This is a genomic window from Rhizobium sp. CNPSo 3670, from assembly GCF_057784555.1.
In genome coordinates this window covers 163,238-180,696 of the sequence record NZ_JBXSOL010000003.1, presented here as the reverse complement: position 1 = coordinate 180,696, position 17,459 = coordinate 163,238, and the positions used below count along the sequence as shown (strand labels likewise).

The 17,459-nt window shown below is 58.8% G+C and carries 17 protein-coding genes; 8 read left to right on the top strand and 9 right to left on the bottom strand.

Annotated features, from left to right (window positions below):
* Positions 1-12 precede the first annotated feature (12 nt).
* The 5 genes from AC13QO_RS04045 to AC13QO_RS04025 form a co-directional block, all read right to left on the bottom strand.
* Complete coding sequence (locus AC13QO_RS04045; RefSeq protein WP_085780035.1) at positions 13-351, bottom strand: integration host factor subunit alpha; 339 nt, start codon at positions 349-351, stop codon at positions 13-15.
* 106 nt (positions 352-457) lie between these two features.
* Entirely contained in the window at positions 458-1,429 is a 972-nt protein-coding gene (locus tag AC13QO_RS04040) for a beta-ketoacyl-ACP synthase III (RefSeq protein WP_085780034.1), read from the bottom strand.
* Between the two features lie 20 nt (positions 1,430-1,449).
* Entirely contained in the window at positions 1,450-2,496 is a 1,047-nt protein-coding gene (gene plsX, locus AC13QO_RS04035) for a phosphate acyltransferase PlsX (RefSeq protein ID WP_020920961.1), read from the bottom strand.
* Positions 2,497-2,595: 99 nt separating this feature from the next.
* Positions 2,596-3,150 carry a YceD family protein gene (locus AC13QO_RS04030; RefSeq protein ID WP_085777721.1) on the bottom strand — a complete coding sequence of 185 codons (555 nt, stop codon included), beginning with the start codon at positions 3,148-3,150 and terminating at the stop codon, positions 2,596-2,598.
* A gap of 11 nt (positions 3,151-3,161) precedes the next feature.
* Positions 3,162-3,752: a ubiquinol-cytochrome C chaperone family protein gene (locus AC13QO_RS04025; protein ID WP_085780033.1), complete on the bottom strand. Its 591-nt coding sequence runs from the start codon at positions 3,750-3,752 to the stop codon at positions 3,162-3,164.
* A 187-nt stretch (positions 3,753-3,939) separates the two neighbouring features.
* Here AC13QO_RS04025 and AC13QO_RS04020 point away from each other — a divergent pair, with 187 nt between their 5' ends.
* Positions 3,940-4,473: an outer membrane protein assembly factor BamE gene (locus AC13QO_RS04020; RefSeq protein WP_085777720.1), complete on the top strand. Its 534-nt coding sequence runs from the start codon at positions 3,940-3,942 to the stop codon at positions 4,471-4,473.
* A 102-nt stretch (positions 4,474-4,575) separates the two neighbouring features.
* On the opposite strand, the gene AC13QO_RS04015 is transcribed toward AC13QO_RS04020, so the two are convergent.
* From AC13QO_RS04015 to AC13QO_RS04005, 3 genes are all read right to left on the bottom strand, one after another.
* A complete protein-coding gene (locus AC13QO_RS04015) occupies positions 4,576-6,714 on the bottom strand; it encodes a sodium-translocating pyrophosphatase (protein WP_085777719.1) in 2,139 nt (712 codons plus the stop codon).
* 196 nt (positions 6,715-6,910) lie between these two features.
* Positions 6,911-7,393, bottom strand: coding sequence for a transcription antitermination factor NusB (gene nusB / locus AC13QO_RS04010; protein ID WP_064706868.1), 483 nt, complete (start codon positions 7,391-7,393; stop codon positions 6,911-6,913).
* Between the two features lie 3 nt (positions 7,394-7,396).
* Complete coding sequence (locus AC13QO_RS04005) at positions 7,397-7,852, bottom strand: 6,7-dimethyl-8-ribityllumazine synthase (RefSeq protein WP_011424856.1); 456 nt, start codon at positions 7,850-7,852, stop codon at positions 7,397-7,399.
* Between the two features lie 345 nt (positions 7,853-8,197).
* Here AC13QO_RS04005 and AC13QO_RS04000 point away from each other — a divergent pair, with 345 nt between their 5' ends.
* The 7 genes from AC13QO_RS04000 to AC13QO_RS03970 all read left to right on the top strand — a co-directional run bounded on the left by AC13QO_RS04000 (position 8,198) and on the right by AC13QO_RS03970 (position 16,038).
* Complete coding sequence (locus AC13QO_RS04000; RefSeq protein ID WP_085777718.1) at positions 8,198-8,557, top strand: hypothetical protein; 360 nt, start codon at positions 8,198-8,200, stop codon at positions 8,555-8,557.
* A 169-nt stretch (positions 8,558-8,726) separates the two neighbouring features.
* Positions 8,727-9,230: a cupin domain-containing protein gene (locus AC13QO_RS03995; protein WP_085777717.1), complete on the top strand. Its 504-nt coding sequence runs from the start codon at positions 8,727-8,729 to the stop codon at positions 9,228-9,230.
* 24 nt (positions 9,231-9,254) lie between these two features.
* Positions 9,255-9,770, top strand: a complete 516-nt coding sequence (locus AC13QO_RS03990; protein WP_085777716.1) for a GNAT family N-acetyltransferase — start codon at positions 9,255-9,257, stop codon at positions 9,768-9,770.
* A 287-nt stretch (positions 9,771-10,057) separates the two neighbouring features.
* Positions 10,058-10,954: a glycosyltransferase family 2 protein gene (locus AC13QO_RS03985; protein ID WP_488539977.1), complete on the top strand. Its 897-nt coding sequence runs from the start codon at positions 10,058-10,060 to the stop codon at positions 10,952-10,954.
* Positions 10,955-11,077: 123 nt separating this feature from the next.
* A complete protein-coding gene (locus AC13QO_RS03980; RefSeq protein WP_488539976.1) occupies positions 11,078-13,438 on the top strand; it encodes a glycosyltransferase in 2,361 nt (786 codons plus the stop codon).
* Positions 13,439-13,645: 207 nt separating this feature from the next.
* Positions 13,646-14,827, top strand: coding sequence for an ATP-grasp domain-containing protein (locus AC13QO_RS03975; RefSeq protein WP_488539975.1), 1,182 nt, complete (start codon positions 13,646-13,648; stop codon positions 14,825-14,827).
* On the top strand, positions 14,824-16,038 hold the full coding sequence (locus AC13QO_RS03970; RefSeq protein WP_488539974.1) for a Gfo/Idh/MocA family protein: 1,215 nt from the start codon (positions 14,824-14,826) through the stop codon (positions 16,036-16,038). The genes AC13QO_RS03975 and AC13QO_RS03970 overlap by 4 nt, the downstream gene beginning before the upstream one ends.
* A 218-nt stretch (positions 16,039-16,256) precedes the next feature.
* Here AC13QO_RS03970 and AC13QO_RS03965 read toward each other — a convergent pair whose 3' ends face one another.
* The gene (locus tag AC13QO_RS03965) at positions 16,257-17,366 is read right to left on the bottom strand and encodes a DegT/DnrJ/EryC1/StrS family aminotransferase (RefSeq protein WP_085777710.1); all 1,110 of its coding nucleotides are present in this window, start codon (positions 17,364-17,366) and stop codon (positions 16,257-16,259) included.
* Positions 17,367-17,459: the final 93 nt, after the last annotated feature.

The following is a 17,459-nucleotide window of genomic DNA, read 5'->3' as shown; positions in this document are numbered from 1 at the left end:
GGAAGTCCGATCTCAGAGAGCCGGATTCTGCGGCTTCAGCTTGATCTTGCGGGCGACATGCGCTTTGAGGATGCGCGTCTTCAGCACGTTCGAAGCCTTGAAGGTCATCACCCGGCGCGGAGAGATCGGAACCTCCTCGCCGGTTTTCGGATTGCGGCCGATCCGCTCGTTCTTATCGCGAACCTGGAAGGTGGCGAAGGAGGAAAGCTTGACGGTTTCGCCCCGCACAATGGCGTTGCAGATTTCGTCGATGACGGTTTCCACAAGTTCAGCGGATTCGGTCCGGGAAAGACCGACCTTGCGGAAAACGGATTCCGCCAGGTCTGCTCGCGTCACTGTTTTTCCGGTCATGGTTTCCCCGCCCATTACAAAATATTTTTTGAAAGCGAACGAAGAGTATTTGTCTTGCGCCTCACGGTCAAGCTCTTGTTCGCCGCCAGTTTTTTAGGATTCCTGCTTACCAGCGGAGCAGAACAGCGCCCCAGGTGAAGCCGCCGCCCATCGCTTCGAGCATCACGAGGTCGCCCTTTTTGATGCGGCCGTCGCCGGCAGCGGTCGCAAGCGCGAGCGGGATCGAGGCGGCTGAGGTATTGCCGTGCAGATCGACGGTGACGACGACCTTGTCCGCATCGATGTTCAGCTTCTTCGCCGAACCGTCGATGATGCGTCGATTGGCCTGGTGCGGCACCAGCCAGTCGAGGTCTTCGGCAGTTGTCCCAGTCGAATCGAAAGCGGCCTGAATGACATCGGTGATCATGCCGACTGCATATTTGAAGACCTCGCGGCCTTCCATGCGCAGCTTGCCGACGCTGCCCGTCGTCGACGGTCCGCCATCGACATAAAGCTTGTCCTTGTGCGAACCGTCGGAGCGCAGATGCGCGGTCAGCACACCGCGATCGGCAGACGTGCCCTCGCCTTCTGCCGCCTCGAGCACTATCGCGCCGGCGCCATCGCCGAAAAGCACGCAGGTGGTGCGATCGTTCCAGTCTAGAATGCGCGAAAAAGTCTCTGCACCGATGACCAGAACGCGCTTTGCAAGGCCGCCGCGGATATAGGCGTCCGCGGTCGTGACCGCATAGACGAAGCCGGTGCAGACGGCCTGGACGTCGAAGGCAAAACCGTGGCTCATGCCGAGACGGTTCTGGATGTTGACCGAGGTTGCCGGAAAGGTGTTGTCCGGCGTCGAGGTGGCACAGATGATAAGATCGATATCGGCGGGCGTCAGGTCGCCATTGGCAAGGGCCGCACGCGCGGCGGCTTCGCCAAGCGAGGCCGTCGTCTCGTCGTCGCCGGCTACGTAACGCTGGCGGATGCCGGTGCGCTGGACGATCCATTCGTCCGACGTATCGACGATGGCCTCCATATCACGATTGGTCATCACGCGCTTCGGAAGTGCGGCTCCGAATCCGCGAACCACTGAACGGATCATATTCGATTGAACCCCATAGCTCATGCCGCTTCCGGGCCTATGGGAGGCAGCCGCTTGGCATGATATTTCTTAAGATCGTTTTCTATTTTCTGATTGAGGCCGTTCTTAGCCATGTCGTAACCGACCTCGATGGCAGCAGCGATGCCTTCGGCGTTGGCGCCGCCATGGCTCTTGATGACGATGCCGTTCAGCCCGAGAAACACTCCGCCATTGACCTTGCTCGGATCGAGCTTCTCGCGCAGCATATCGAAGGCGCTCTTGGCGAAGAGATAGCCGATACGGGCGAGCAACGTGCGGGACATGGCGGCACGCAGATATTCGGCGATCTGCTTGGCGGTACCTTCGGCGGTCTTGAGCGCGATGTTGCCGGAGAAGCCTTCGGTGACGACAACGTCGACCGTGCCCTTGCCGAGATCGTTGCCCTCGACGAAGCCGGAATATTCGAGCGAATCGATATTCGCCTCGCGCAACAGGCGGCCGGCCTCCTTGACCTCTTCCTGGCCTTTCACCTCCTCGACACCGACGTTCAGAAGGCCGATCGTCGGGCGTTCGATCTCGAAAAGCGCGCGCGCCATGGCGCCGCCCATCAGCGCAAAATCCATCAGTTGCTGCGCATCGGCGCCGATCGTCGCACCGACATCGAGCACGATGCTCTCCCCCTTCAGCGTCGGCCAGATCGCCGCGATCGCCGGGCGCTCGATATTGGCCATCGTGCGAAGACAGAATTTCGCCATCGCCATCAGTGCGCCGGTGTTGCCGGCAGAGACAGCGACATCGGCATCGCCCGTCTTCACCGCCTCGATCGAGCGCCACATGGTCGAGACATAGCGGCCGCGGCGCAGCGCCTGGCTCGGCTTCTCTTCCATGCTGACAGCAAGCTCACAGTCGTGAAAGACCGATTTTTCCTTGAGTTTCGGGAACTTGGCGAGAAAGGGATCGCACTGTTCTTTAAGACCGTAGAAAACGAAGGAAATATCCGGATGCCGGTCCAGTGCCTTTGCGGCGCCGGGGATGACAACCTGGGGACCAAAGTCGCCACCCATGAGGTCGAGAGATATTCTGATCACGCGTCCCTGATCCTTCTTTTCGCCGAGGCGCGAAATTTCGGCCAAAATACCGGTTTTGGCGTCGCATACAACTGAATTATGTCAAATGCCAGAGGTGCTTCAGTCCTTTTTCCAGTCCTTGAGGACCGCGAAAGCGGAGGGTTTTTTGTCGTTTTCGCCGCTATCCTCGATATGGCCCTTGAACTCGACACCCTGCTTGCGGGGATAGGGATCGATCGCGAGAGCGGCGAATTCGGCAACCACCTCGCCGGCATCGATGGTGTCGCCGACAAAGGTCTCGGGCAGATCGGGACCATCGGGATCGAGCAGCATCTCGCCGGCGTCGTTGCCGGGCTGGCGTGCAAGCTTGGAACCCTCAGGCACGAAAATCTGCTCGAAACTTTCGTCGATCACGGCTTCGACCGGTTCCAGCGTCACGACGCAGGACTGGACGATCTTCGCCTGGACGCGGCCCTTGATGCGGACGCCGTCGCGTTTCCAGCGGGCGATCTGCAGATCGGCGCTGAGATCGTCGACGGAGACGACGCTCCAGGCCCCGGCAAGCGCCTTCAACTCGCTGGCATCGGCCTCGATATGAACCTCGACGGGATTGGCCGAGATGTGGCCGACCTTGACGTGATAGGAGAAGGGAACATCGTCCCGATCGTTCTTCATCGTTTCCTCCTTCAGGCGACCCGCGGCAGCGTTGCCGAACCGCTGGCGATCAGCTCTTCCGGAACGGCAGACAGATGTGATTCTGCGGCGATCATCCAGTTGGCCAGGCCGGACATATTGGCCGGCGTCTCGGTTTCCGGATAGATATTGCGCGTTAATGCAAGCGCCAGCGCTTCGGCATCGCCGGCGTCCATCGCCTTCGAATAGGTTTCGAGCCTTCCGTAGAACATGCCGGCGAGCTTCTTCATGCGTTTCGGCACGCTGTTGTCGCCGATGCCGAGCTCGCGGATCGAATAGTCGATGTCCTGAAAGAAGGCATCGACGATCTCCTGGGCAATCTCCTGGCCACTGACGGCCGAGGCGCGCGTGCGGCGAAAAAACAGAATCATTACGATCGACAGCATTTCGAAGCGGCCCATGACGGTATCCGGTACATTGAGCCGCTCGTAGAGATCGGGCATGCGCGCGGCTGCGGTCAGCGCTGCATATTGCCTGTCGACGATCATCTGATTGTTGTTTTTCTTGCGGAAGAGCCCGAGGATCATTGTTTTTTCCGGAAATGCCTCATTCTTCACGCCGGCTGGCGTCCGGCCTTGTTGCATGATTTCGAAAGCTGGTTTACCGAAGCAGGCGCGAATTGCAATGCCGTTCGTGGCCAGCTCCAGGACGACGCCTTCGAGGCGCCAGCGAAGCGAATTCGGGAAACTCGACCCGGAATGGCCACAATGGTTTTGCAGGAGGAAAGCGTGCAAGGCCCAAAATGGCTGCTATCGACACCCAACGGAGTAGATGTCGTTGAAGAAACGGTATTTCAAGTCTGACATGAAACTCTTCAGCAGCGCGGCCATTGCCTTCATAATCGCCTCCACATCAGTTCTTTCAGGCTGCCAGACCGGCACAGTGCTCAACGGCGGCTATGTCGTCGATCAACAGTCGCTCAATCTCGTTCCGGAAGGTTCCAGCCGCGAACAGGTCCTGCTTTCGCTCGGCACGCCATCGACGACGGCGACCTTTGACGGTGAGGTCTTCTATTATATTTCGCAGCGGCGCACGCGCGCCGTCGCCTTCCAGAAGCTGAAGGTCGTCGACCAGACCGTTCTGGCCATTTATTTCGACAAGAACGGCGTCGTCACCCGCCGTGCCAATTACACACTGCAGGACGGCAAGGTCTTCGATACGATCTCGCGGGTCACGCCGACCGGCGGCAAAGAACTCACCTTCCTGCAGCAGATGCTCTCCGGCGGCAGCGCAGCAAGTGCTGCCCGCAGCCTGTTCGGCGGCGGCGCCGGTGGCACGCCACAAAATCCGAGCAGCCTGCGCTGATCGACACGCTTTCAATGAAAAACCCGCCGGAGCGATCCGGCGGGTTTTTCAATGATTGTATTTTCAGCGCCACGGCAGCCTGCAGCGCTTTTGCAATCTGCATCAGCCCGCGAGAACGGCAAGCAACAGCAGCGCAACAATGTTGGTGATCTTGATCGCCGGGTTGACGGCGGGGCCGGCGGTATCCTTGTAGGGATCACCGACGGTATCGCCGGTAACGGAGGCCTTGTGCGCATCCGAGCCCTTCATGTGACGCACGCCATCCTTGTCGACGAACCCGTCCTCGAAGCTCTTCTTGGCATTGTCCCAGGCGCCGCCGCCCGAGGTCATCGAGATGGCGACGAAGAGGCCGTTGATGATGACGCCGAGCAGCGATGCGCCGAGGGCGGCAAAGGCCGAGGCCTTGGAGCCGGAAATCAGAAGCACGCCGAAATAGACGACGACGGGAGCGAGCACCGGCAGCAGCGAAGGCACGATCATCTCGCGGATGGCGGCCTTGGTCAGCAGGTCGACGGCCTTGCCGTAATCCGGTTTTTCCGTGCCTTGCATGATACCGGGCTTCATCTTGAACTGCCGGCGAACCTCCTCGACGATCGAACCGGCGGCGCGGCCGACGGCTGTCATCGCGATGCCGCCGAACAGATAGGGAATCAAGCCGCCGAAAAGCAGGCCGGCGACGACGTAAGGGTTCGACAGTTCGAACGAGATCGTGCCGATATTGGCGAAGTAGGGATACTGGTCGCCGTGGGCCGCAAAATACTGCAGGTCGTTGGCGTAGGCGGCAAAGAGCACCAGCGCGCCGAGACCGGCAGAACCGATCGCGTAACCCTTGGTGACCGCTTTGGTGGTGTTGCCGACGGCGTCGAGCGCGTCGGTCGACTTGCGCACCTCCGGCGGCAGATGCGACATTTCGGCGATGCCGCCGGCATTGTCGGTAACTGGGCCGAAAGCATCCAGCGCAACGATCATGCCGGCAAGGCCGAGCATGGCGGTGACGGCGATGCCGGTGCCGAAGAGGCCGCCGAGCTGATAGGTTGCGAGAATACCGCCGACGATGACGATGGCCGGCAGGGCAGTCGATTCCAGCGAGACCGCAAGACCCTGGATGACGTTGGTGCCGTGACCGGTCACCGAAGACTGGGCGATCGAAACGACGGGGCGTTTGCCGGTGCCGGTATAATATTCGGTGATAACCACGATCAAGGCGGTGACGACGAGGCCGACGAGACCGCACACGAAGAGGTTCGTACCCGTGACGTCGGCGCCGGCGACCGTGCCGAGCGAGCCCCAGCCGACGGTCAGCGAGGTGGCGGCGCCGAGACCGACAATCGACAGCAGGCCGGTGACGATGAGACCCTTGTACAGCGCGCCCATGATCGAGCCGTTCGAGCCGAGCTTGACGAAGAAGGTGCCGATGATCGAGGTGATGATGCAGGCACCGCAGATCGCCAGCGGATAGATCATCGCAGACTGGAGAATCGGCGCGCCGGCAAAGAAGATCGCTGCGAGGACCATGGTGGCGACGACGGAGACCGCATAGGTCTCGAAAAGGTCGGCGGCCATGCCGGCGCAGTCGCCGACATTGTCGCCGACGTTATCGGCGATCGTTGCCGGATTGCGCGGATCGTCTTCGGGGATACCGGCCTCCACCTTGCCGACGAGGTCGCCGCCGACATCGGCGCCCTTGGTGAAAATGCCGCCCCCGAGACGGGCGAAAATCGAGATCAGCGAGGCGCCGAAACCGAGCGCCACCAGCGCGTCGATGACTTCGCGCGAGCCGCTCTCATGTCCGAGCCCGACGGTCAATATCGTATAATAGATGGAGACGCCGAGCAGCGCGAGGCCCGCCACCAGCATGCCAGTGATCGCGCCAGACTTGAAGGCGATGTCGAGGCCGGCGGAAAGGCTGGCGGACGCTGCCTGGGCGGTGCGCACGTTGGCGCGGACGGAGACGTGCATGCCGATGAAACCGGCAGCACCTGATAGTACGGCGCCGATCAGGAAACCGATGGCGGCGGTGGCGGAGAGAAGCAGCCAGGCTGCGATGAAAACAACGACGCCGACAAGCGCGATGGTTCTATACTGACGCGTTAGGTAGGCTTGGGCGCCCTCGCGGATGTAGCCCGCGATCTCCTGCATCCGGCTGTTGCCCTGATCGGCGGCAAGCACCGACCGGGTTGCCCAGGCGGCATAGACCACCGAGAGCAGACCGCATGCGATTACGCATAAAAGAATGGTCATTTCGCTCTTTCCTCCATAGGCCGGAACTCACTCCTTTTCCGGCAGATACGCCGCCGACTCGCCTTCCTCTCCACAGAAATGCACAGCTAAGCGGTGGGGAGATTGCGTGGTCGATTACGTGGCGTCAAGTCCGCAAAGGCCGAAAACCATTGCGGTACGAAGAAAGACGTAGGTGAGATTGTTCGGCGCTAAAGAGTTACTTCTTCGCTTCGCCGCGGACCTGCTTGGCGATGCGGTCCAGTACGGCGTTGACGAGCTTCGGCTCGTCGTCATCAAAAAAGGCTCGAGCGATCTCGACATATTCAGTGACGATGACCGCCACCGGGACGTCCTTGCGATCGAGGAGCTCGAAGACGCCGGCGCGCAGGATGGCGCGAACCGTGCTGTCGAGGCGCGACAGCGCCCAATCATCCTGCAGCGCTGCAGCAATTAGCGGATCTAGACGGACCTGATCACGCACGACGCCGGAGACGATCGAGCGGAACCAGGCGGCATCGGCCTTCAGATAGGTCGCGCCGTCGAGTTCCTGGCCGAGGCGGTGCGCCTCGTATTCAGCGACGATTTCCAGAACGCCGGTGCCACCGACATCCATCTGATAAAGCGCCTGAACGGCCGCCAGGCGGGCGGCGCCCCGCTGGTTCGCAGTCTTGACCGGCCGTTCCGTCTTGTCGTCGTTCATTCGTTATGCACCCAGTTTCTGCTTCAGCGCGATCATCGTCAGAGCCGCACGAGCGGCAAACCCTCCCTTGTCCTTGTCCGAACGGCGGGCGCGGGCCCAAGCCTGTTCGTCATTTTCCACGGTCAGAATGCCGTTGCCGATGGCAAGGGATTCACTAACCGCGAGGTCCATCAGAGCGCGCGAGGATTCGTTCGATACGATATCGAAATGGTAGGTCTCGCCGCGAATGACCATGCCGAGAGCGACATAGCCGTCATAATGCGTGCCGCCATTGTCGTCGCCATCGAGCGCCATGGCAATCGCCGCCGGAATTTCCAACGCGCCGGGAACGGTGACGACCTCATAGGTGGCGCCGGCCTGCTCGAGCGCAAAGGTCGCGCCTTCGAGCAGCGCATCGGCCATGTCGTCATAGAAGCGGGCCTCGACGATCAAAATATGGGGAGCGGTCTCTCTCGACATTGTTTACCTTCGGTTGGCGGCACTTTTTCCACTCGACAGCCCGCGGTCAAAACATGCCTTCATCGGAATGGCAAGCACTTTCGGCCGGTGCCGCAACTGCGAAAGAGGAAATATCGACAAGGGGATAGCCGCACCATCCCTGCCGAGCCGGCCAAGCCTCCGAAATCCGCTTTTCCGGAAGCGCGGAAAACGGCAATTCGAAGGCCGTTTTCATGAAGAATTTTTAATGCGTTTTCAGTGGCTTAACCTATTGAATGGCGAAAACGGCAACGCCAGCTCCTTATCGTGACGCAGACGATCCCCTGCACGACAGCCGACCGTCAAAGCAGATGAAAGGATTAAATCATGAACCGCGTTGTCACAATCACCATCGCCGCAGCCCTCTCCTCACTCGCATTTGCCGGCGTCAGCCGGGCCGAGAGCTTCGGAATGAACTCCGCCCAAGGCATCGAGCAGACGCTCAGGACCTTCCGGGGTAATAACTTCAATGTCGAGCAGATCCGCAACTGGCACAATCTCGACGACGAGACGACAGGTCCGCGCTCGGCACCGGAACGCTCCGGGCAGGCCATACGCGGCATCCAGGCCTCGATCGATGCCAACAGATCGCTTGCACACCGGCTGAACAACGAGGGGGTCGATGTCCGCAACATCGTCAATGCCGAACAGGCGGCGGACGGAAGCGTGACCTTCTACGTCCGCTGAGGTCACGACAGCAACAGAGCGTCCGGCGCATCCATCCGAAGTGCGGCGCTCGAAGCATGGGCGGCGTTCTCCTCTCCGCCCATGCCGAGGATTTTCCCGGGTCAGCGCGCGATTGCCATTGAATTTTCCGGCAAGATGATAGTTTCTCATCCTGCAACAGGAGAACATCATGGCGGCGGAATCGAAAGCGGTGATCAATATCGCTGATCTCAAGCTCGACCACTGGAAACAGGGCGAGCTCTACGAAGGCGCCGACGTCTCCTTCGGAGCGCTGCTCGGCCTGGCGGGCCTCGGCATCAGCTACAATGAGGTGCCATCCGGCAAATCGAGCTGCCCCTTCCACAATCACCATGTCGAAGACGAGCTGTTCTACGTGATCGCAGGCACCGGCGAATACCGTTTCGGCGACGAGCGCCATCCGATCAAGGCAGGCGACGTGCTCGGCGCACCGGCGGGCGGGCCGGAAACGGCGCATCAGCTTATCAATACCGGCACAACCACCCTCGTCTATCTCGGCATCTCGACGATGGCGAAGACCGAAATCGTCGAATATCCCGATTCCGGAAAGTTCCTTGCCAAGACCAACAGGGACGCGACAGAAACCGGGCGCTTCCGCCATATCGGAAGGACCGAAGGCGATCTCGACTATTGGGACGGTGAGCCCGGCGCCTGAACGCGACTTCCACAAGGATTCGTCGTGATCGACATACCCACCTTGGAAACAGAGCGGCTGACGCTTCGCCCTCACCGCCTCGACGATTTCGAGGCGCATGCGGCGCTATGGGCGGACGAAAAGGTCGTTCGCTTCATTACCGGTGCGCCGTCGACGCGCGAGCAGAGCTGGAGCCGCATGCTGCGCATCGCCGGCATGTGGCACCATATGGGTTTCGGCTTTCTGGCGATCGTGGAAAGGGAAAGCGGTAGGTTCATCGGCGAAGCTGGTTTCCTCGAAGCCCGGCGCGATATGAAACCGTCGATCGAGGGAACGATGGAGATCGGCTGGGCGCTGATGCCCGCGGCTCACGGCCACGGTTATGCCACAGAGGCGCTGACGGCTCTGATCGGCTGGGCGGAGGCGCACTTTCCGGGAAAGCCGATGAGCTGCATCATCAGTCCCGAGAACCACGCCTCGCTGCGGGCCGCAGCCAAACTCGGTTTCCGCGAGACCATCCGCACGCAATACAACGGCGAGATCATTCAGTTTTCGCGTTAGGGAATTCCGCCAAGCGGGTAACGCAGCGCAGAGCGTCCACCACACAGGCCGATGCTCGTGGAACGCAGAATTGCGAATGCCCGAGAGCGTGCCACCTTCTCCCAGCAATCATTCAGCTATCGAGCGAGATCCGAGGCGTCTTTTGCCGATTTGCCTGCCCTTCTGCGCAAGCCTCGCGTAATGCCCGAATTCTATGGTCATGGCAAGCGGTCTGCTTGGTCCTTCGGCGAAGCGATCACCGCTCTCGCCGGCTGAGGCTGGAGAGAAGCGTTTCAAGGGAGAAACATTTGCCGCGCGTGTCGATCTGTATACCGGCCTACAAGCCTGATTTCTTTGAACTCGCCCTAAAGAGCGCAATCGCGCAAAGCTATGCGGATGTCGAGATCATTGTCTCGGACGATTGCCCGACGGACGCCATCGAGGCAATCTGTTCACGGTATTCCAGCCTCGTTGCTTATAGCCGCAATCCCCATCCCGGCGAATACACCAATATCATGAGGCTGGCGGGTCTCGCTGAGGGCGAATACATCAAATTTCTGTTCGATGACGACGTGCTTAGCCCTTTCTGCGTGCAGTTTCTTCTCGAAGCGCTGGAGGCGACGCGCGGCAGAGGGACGAAACTTGCCTTTTCACCGCGGCACGTGATCGACGAGAGGAACAACTTCATCAATCTGATCAACCATTTCCAAGTCGATCGGGGTTTGAAGATCATCGAAGGCCGGGATTTCATCCGCTTGACCGCGATGCATCACCTCAACCTTATCGGCGAATATTCGACCGTGATGATGCGTAAGGCGGACTGCTTTGACGCAAATGGCGAGTTCCGCCTTTTCAGGCCCGAAAACGGCGTCTTCCGTGGCCTTCTTGATCTTTCAGGCTGGACAGAACTCGCCAAGGAAGGCGCGTTCGTCGCCCATCCGCACCCGCTTTCCTATTTCCGGCAGCATTCCAATTCCAAATCAAACCACACCACCAACCCGATCTTCATCTACGCCATCGTCTTTTACGAAGACATTCTGAACTATGCGCACGCCAACGGATTCCTCAGCCCGCAGGATTTGCCGGTCTCCTATCGCAATCTGATCAATGTCTACCAGTATTGGCGCGCCGCCTTTCCGGAACTCGATGCGAGGATCGCTCGCCTGAGCGCGCTGCTTGATGATGTCGGGCGATGGAGCGCGTAGCGGTTGGGTCGCTCGATCCCGGCGAGATTCACTGTACCCGCACGTTTCGCGCAATTCTCACGATTTAATTGATGGTCGACATGGCGCGATCATGCAGACAGAGGGTTTCAAATGATGCAGTTGATGGATGATACAATGGCGGGTTTCGGCGGACGCGAGCAGATCGTGCAGGCGTCTTTTTCCGTCGTCGTTCCCGCCTACAACGCATCAAACGTCATCGGGCGATGCCTGCAGAGCCTATTAAGTCAGCAGGGGCAGACGGCATTTGAAATTATTGTCGTCGACGATTGCTCGGCGGACGACACGATCTCTAAAGCCGAAGAGATAGGTCGTGGGCACAATAACATTAGCGTCCTGCGCCTCGACAGCAACGGCGGACCCGGCATTGCCAGGAATGCAGGGGTACTCAGAGCAAAAGGCGAATGGATTTGCTTCGTGGATGCCGACGACGTCGTGGAGAACAACTTTCTGGAGATGCTTCAGGCATCCGTCGAAGACTTCACGGATATTCTCGCGTTCAACTCCAGCCTTTATGACGCAGAAACCGGCAATAGCCTGAAAGCCAGCATCCGCGAGGATCTCGCCCGAGTCGAGGGCGCCGAAAGGCTGGCGGATTATCTTCAGGATCGCGTTGATCGATCAGTCATCTTCCATCTGTTCCGCCGCCGTTTCCTCCTAGACAATAACATCATGTTCCGCGGCGGCCTTCACGAGGACGTCGATTATATGTTTCACGCGCTGATGCGCGCGCGTTCTGTCAAGAGTCTTGACAGGCAGATCTACCGCAAGCTCGATACCCAGGGCTCAATCGTAAATTCGCTCAGCACCCGTCATGTCGACGGCTTCTTCGATGCGCTCGATGCCATGCATGCGCTCGTGGCGGACACGCCGATGTGGCCTGACCTGAAAAATCCTTTCCTGACCGGCATCATTAACGTGACCGCGTCTCGCCTGCTCAGGCTGCTGCCCGGCAAGGTGGTCAAGCTCGAGGATGCCGGCAAAATTCTCTCCACGCTTCACGGCCGTGTCGTGCGCTCAATGAAGCTTGCCGAGATTGCCTATCCCCTGCCGGTTCCGCCATCCGGCTTCCGCACCAAATATCGGATCACCTTCGATGCCTTTATGAACGGCATGGAAAAAGGCGATACGACCGAAGATATGCTGAGAGTCTTCGCGGAGATCGCGCCGAAGCTCTGGAGCTGCTACGACCTTCATCATTCCATTCTGCTCGGGCCTGGCGAGGTGCGTACCTGCTGCAAGCGCTTCACCTATGAAGGCGAACTGAAAGGCGATGTGGTTCTTTTTGGCGGCAACGGCAAGGATTTCCAGTTCACCTACAGCGATATCAAGCAGGCAAAAGATGCCCTGTTCCTCGAGATCAACCGAGACAACTCGGATGAATGCCGCGGTTGTCCCTTCTTGAAATTCGAGGAATGGGGCCGGCCGCTCGATCAAGGCGTCAAGTATCTTTCCTTCGAGCATCACTCGCTTTGCAATATGCGCTGCACCTATTGCAGCGAAACGTATTTTGGCGGCAAGAAGCCCGCCTATGACGCCGGCGCCTTTATCGACACCTTGAAGGATGCGAAGGCGCTCGAGAACATGGAATATATCGTCTGGGGCGGCGGCGAACCGACGGTCGAGCCGCGCTTCGACGAGCTTCTCAGCAAGCTGGCCGAGGGCATTTCCGATGTAAAGCAACGCGTCATCACTAACGCGACGATGTATTCGGAGACCCTTGCCGACCTTCTCCGGAAGGACCAAGCCCATATCGTTACCAGCATCGACGCCGGAAACAGCAAGAATTTCAGTGAGATCCGCAAGTATAAACATTTCGAGCGGGTATTCGAAAACCTGCGCCGCTATGCTGCCTGCTCTTCGCGCAATGTCGTCATAAAATATATTCTTTTGCCGGAAAACAGCTCCTCAGACGAACTTCGGCAATATGCCGACCTGATCGTCGAGAATGGCCTAACCGATTGCAACTTCCAAATCAGCTGCGATTTCAAAACGGATCGCGTGACCGATGACCAGTTAGTGTCGATCGTAGAACTTCACCATCTGCTGAGAGTTCGCGGCGCGCGCCTCATTTTCCTTGACGATCTCGTTTGGCAGCGGATTTTGACGGTTACGCCGGCTACCCTGGAATTGCTGAAATCCAAGCTGCAACCTTCGGTGCTGGAGACGGCATTCGAGCCGGCCTATCCTGAGGGCGTTGTGGTTTGGGGGATCGGCGGACAGGCTCAGATCATTCGCCGCAAGTCGCAGTTCTTTAAAACGAGCAAAATCGCTTATTTCATTGATCCGCGTCCCGAAATGATCGACCAGAGGCTCGGCGGCATTGAAGTGCGCTCTCCTCATTCGGCCCTGTCGGATGACCTGCCGATTATGATCGGCGCCGTGCAAAGCGCGCCGGAAATCTACGATCAGATTGAGGCTCTCGGCATAAGCCCCCAACGCATTCTGCAGAAAGTCATCCTGTAGCGCTGAACGCAGATCGGAGCGATGGGAAGTCCACCGCCTCGATCAGCAAGCCTCGGAAAACGCCTGCGGCCTACGATTTTGATCACCGCATCCATTTTCGAGTCTTTGAACACCGGAAGCGGATGGAAGAGAGCTGTCAATCTGCTGCTCCAGCGGTTTGATGCGGAACGCCCCTAACTCGTCAGGGGATGTGGGAGGGATTTGAGAATGACCAAGAGAGCATTGCTGGTCGGCAGCAACTTCAGCGCAGTTCCCCTTCTATTCGCGCTGAAAAGGCGCGGCCTGCATATTTCCGTGTGCGGAAACCGGCCGGATGAGCCCTGCCACGCGCATGCGGATCAATCGCATTTCATCGACTACAGCGATCCGACCGTGCTGCTCTCCCTCGTCGAGAGCGGCGATTTCGATTTCATCGTGCCGACCGGCAATGACGTTGCCTATATGTCGACCACCTTCGTCGCCGAAAAGCTCGGATTCCCGCGCTTCGATTCGCTGGAAACTGCGACCATCATTCACACCAAGCAGGCGTTCCGCAGCTTCACCGAGCAGTACGATATCCCTGCCCCACGTTCGGTGCGTCTGCATGGCGACTCGCCGGTCGAGACCGGCGCACTGCGCTACCCGCTGCTTGTAAAGCCAAGCGACAGTTTCAGCGGTCGTGGCGTCACGAAGGTTTTCGACAAGACAGAACTTGCGGACGCCGTCGCCGACGCCCGGCGCAACTCGCGCGCGGCGGAGATCGTTATAGAGGAATTCGTCGAAGGCAGCCTGCACAGCCATTCCGCCTTCATCAAGGACCAGGAAATCGTCTTCGACGTCTTCGTCGACGAATATTGCACAGTCTACCCATACCAGGTCGATTCATCGAATCATCCGTCGCGACTCTCCGAAACTGTCCGTTCGAAGACGCGTGCCATTATGGCGCGTGTCGTCAAGCTGCTCGGACTGCAGGACGGCCTCATCCATACGCAGTTCCTGTCAAATGACGACGATGTCTGGATAGTCGAATGCATGCGACGGTGCCCGGGTGATCTTTACGGCTCACTTGTCGACCAGTCTCTCGGCATCGATTATGCCGACCTGGTCATAACGCTGCTGCTGGGCGAGGAATTTTCGGTCAATCCGCGCTTCAAACCGCCGCTGTTTTTTGGGCGCCACACCATCACCTCCGACAGGCCCTCGACGCCGTTTTCCTTCTCACATTCCATTCCATCATCCGATGTCCGCATCGCACAACTCAAGACCACGGGCAAACCGATGAATTCGGCACCGCTCGACAAGCTCGCCATCCTCTACGCCCGTTTCGAGACGCAAGACGAGATGCTGAAGGTGGCGCCGGATTTCAAAACGTTCATTTCGCTCCAAACGATGCAAGGAGACCTCGCATGAGCCGCTCAAGCCAGGGAGTAGCGGGAAAGCTGCGCCTCGCCTTTCTGGGCGGCGCCGTCAATTCTGCTGTAGGTCGCGCTCATCGCGATGCAATCGAACTTGATCAGAAATTCGATCTCGTCGCCGGCTGCTTCAGCCGCCACGGCGAGATCAATCGTGAGACAGCGGAACAGTACCGCATTTTGCCGGAGCGCTGCCATGCCGACTTCGATAAGTTGCTATCGAAAGAAATCGGCAACATCGATGCTCTCGTCGTGCTTACGCCGACGCAGCAACATACGAAGCAGGTTGTCGGCGCACTCGAGGCGGGTATTCCGGTGATCTCGGAAAAGGCCCTTGCTGGTTCGAGCGCCGAGACGCGCATGATCGACAATTCGCGTAGTAACGGGACCTTTTTGGCCGTAACCTACAATTACACGGGGTACCCCATGCTCCGCGAAATCCGCGGCATGGTCGAGCATGGTGTTTTCGGTGAATTGCAGCAGATCCATATTGAGATGCCGCAGGAGAGCTTCCTCCGTTTCCGCCGCGACGGGACGCCGATGACGCCACAGGATTGGCGCTTGCGTGACGGTCCCGTGCCGACCGTTTCGCTCGATCTCGGCGTTCATGTGCACTCGTTGCTTCATTTTCTTACCCAGCGGGAGCCGGAAGAAGTCTGCGCGACCAGCCAGAGTTTCGGCAACTTTCCGCAGGTACTCGACAATGTACAGGCGCTTGTGCGCTGCGCCGGCGGCCTGCATTGCAGCATGTGGTACGGCAAGACAGCGCTCGGGCAACGCAACGGGCTGCGTGTTCGGCTCTATGGCTCCAAGGCATCAATCGAATGGCTTCAGGAAAACCCCGAGATTGCCTATTTCTACGACCGCAGCGGCCGCAGGCAGGTCCTCGATCGCGCCAGCCCGGAAATTATGATCGCCAACGCTAGCCGCTATGAGCGGTTCAAGGCGGGTCATCCTTCGGGCTTCATCGAAGCTTTCGCAAATTATTATGCCGACCTGGCGGACGCCCTGCTGCAACACAAGACCGGTACCACTCGCTTGCCTCACCCCTATGTGCTCGGGTTCAATGAGGCGGAAGAAGGACTGCTGCTGCTGGAAGCGATCGAATGCTCGCGGCTTGAAAAGCGCTGGGTCGAGGTTGAGCCGCGAGGCGTACGACGCCCGGCGATAGACCGGCTCGAAATCCAAGCTCCGCAACTGGCACTCTAATCTATCCTCTACAAGATAAGAAAGCGGCGTGATCGATGGTCACGCCGCTTTCGTATGAGCAGCCGGCTGCATGCGCGGTTCGCAATTGCTTGTTTTGGCAGGCAGGGCCCGCGTTCCCAATCTGCTGACAAGGCGGGCCGCCTGGCCTATTGGCGCGCATATCGCACCGCAGATCGTTTCTATCTGCGGTGCGATACGACATCCGGAATATCGCGTTTTCAAACTGACTCGATCAGCCCACAAACCTTGTCGACGATCTCCATCTCCATGTCCGGATAGATGGGAAGGCAGAGCACCTGTAGTGCTGCTTCGCTTGCGACCGGCAGATTCGACGGCTGGGCGGAAGGCAGGCTGCGATACATCGAGAAGCTTGAAATCAGCGGATAGAAATAGCGGCGCGTATGAATGCCGTTTTCCTTCAATAACTCATAGAGCCCATCGCGTGAAATGGGATAGCCGGGACGGACGAGGATCGGGAAATAAGAGAAGTTGGAGACCGTCTCGCCGGAACGGTCCAGGCATTCAATGCTCGCGACGCCGCGGAGCCGCTCGCGGTATGCACGGTCGATGAGCTCACGCCTTTCCAAGGCAAACTTGATGTATTTCAGCTGCAACAGGCCGAGCGCAGCGTTGAACTCGCTCATCTTGCCGTTCGTGCCTGGCGCGACCACGGTCACTTCATCGACGTAACCGAAGTTCTTCAGCTGGTCGATGCGGGTCTTCGTCTTGATGTCCGGGCAGATGATGGCGCCGCCTTCGAATGTGTTGAAAACTTTCGTCGCATGGAAGCTCAGGATGGAAAGGTCGCCGTGATTGAGAACACTTCCCCGTTCGTCCTCCACGCCGAAGGCATGGGCGGCATCATAGATGACCTTGAGATTGTAGAGATCGGCGATCTTCTGGATCGCATCGACGTCGCAAGGGTGGCCGTAGCAATGCACCGGCATGATCGCCGTCGTCTGCTGCGTGATCGCCGCCTCGATCTTCGCTGGATCGAGATTGAGCGTCACCGGGTCGATGTCGACGAAGACGGGTTTTAAGCCGTTCCAGAGAAGCGAGTGCGAAGTGGCCACGAAGGAATAAGGCGTGGTGATGACTTCGCCCGTGACGCGGAGTGCCTGAAGCGCCGTCAGCAGCGCAATGGTGGCGTTCGAAAAGAGGCTGATGTGCTTCACGCCGAGATGGTTGCAGAGCTCCTGCTCCAGTTGCCCGTGGAATGGCCCGCCATTGGTCAGGATGCGATTGTTCCAGATCGCTTCCAGCGAAGGAATGAATTCTTCAAGCGGCGGCAGGCTGGGCTTTGTTACATAGATCTTTTCGTTTTTCATGACGCCGTCCAGGGTTGGGCACTATCACGGATTTGGGCCTGGTACGAACATCACGGCTTAACCTGTTGCGAAGCTGACCAGCGAAATTCATGC

What these genes read in the sequence shown, in the direction of transcription:
- AC13QO_RS04020 (WP_085777720.1), top strand. Translation starts at nt 3,940, where the DNA reads ATGTCGTTGAAGAAACGGTATTTCAAGTCTGACATGAAACTCTTCAGC.
- AC13QO_RS04040 (WP_085780034.1), bottom strand. Translation starts at nt 1,429, where the DNA reads ATGATCCGTTCAGTGGTTCGCGGATTCGGAGCCGCACTTCCGAAGCGC.
- AC13QO_RS04000 (WP_085777718.1), top strand. Translation starts at nt 8,198, where the DNA reads ATGAACCGCGTTGTCACAATCACCATCGCCGCAGCCCTCTCCTCACTC.
- AC13QO_RS04045 (WP_085780035.1), bottom strand. Translation starts at nt 351, where the DNA reads ATGACCGGAAAAACAGTGACGCGAGCAGACCTGGCGGAATCCGTTTTC.
- AC13QO_RS04015 (WP_085777719.1), bottom strand. Translation starts at nt 6,714, where the DNA reads ATGACCATTCTTTTATGCGTAATCGCATGCGGTCTGCTCTCGGTGGTC.
- AC13QO_RS04030 (WP_085777721.1), bottom strand. Translation starts at nt 3,150, where the DNA reads ATGAAGAACGATCGGGACGATGTTCCCTTCTCCTATCACGTCAAGGTC.
- nusB (WP_064706868.1), bottom strand. Translation starts at nt 7,393, where the DNA reads ATGAACGACGACAAGACGGAACGGCCGGTCAAGACTGCGAACCAGCGG.
- AC13QO_RS03980 (WP_488539976.1), top strand. Translation starts at nt 11,078, where the DNA reads ATGGATGATACAATGGCGGGTTTCGGCGGACGCGAGCAGATCGTGCAG.
- AC13QO_RS03995 (WP_085777717.1), top strand. Translation starts at nt 8,727, where the DNA reads ATGGCGGCGGAATCGAAAGCGGTGATCAATATCGCTGATCTCAAGCTC.
- AC13QO_RS04025 (WP_085780033.1), bottom strand. Translation starts at nt 3,752, where the DNA reads ATGCAACAAGGCCGGACGCCAGCCGGCGTGAAGAATGAGGCATTTCCG.
- AC13QO_RS04005 (WP_011424856.1), bottom strand. Translation starts at nt 7,852, where the DNA reads ATGTCGAGAGAGACCGCTCCCCATATTTTGATCGTCGAGGCCCGCTTC.
- AC13QO_RS03965 (WP_085777710.1), bottom strand. Translation starts at nt 17,366, where the DNA reads ATGAAAAACGAAAAGATCTATGTAACAAAGCCCAGCCTGCCGCCGCTT.
- AC13QO_RS03975 (WP_488539975.1), top strand. Translation starts at nt 13,646, where the DNA reads ATGACCAAGAGAGCATTGCTGGTCGGCAGCAACTTCAGCGCAGTTCCC.
- AC13QO_RS03970 (WP_488539974.1), top strand. Translation starts at nt 14,824, where the DNA reads ATGAGCCGCTCAAGCCAGGGAGTAGCGGGAAAGCTGCGCCTCGCCTTT.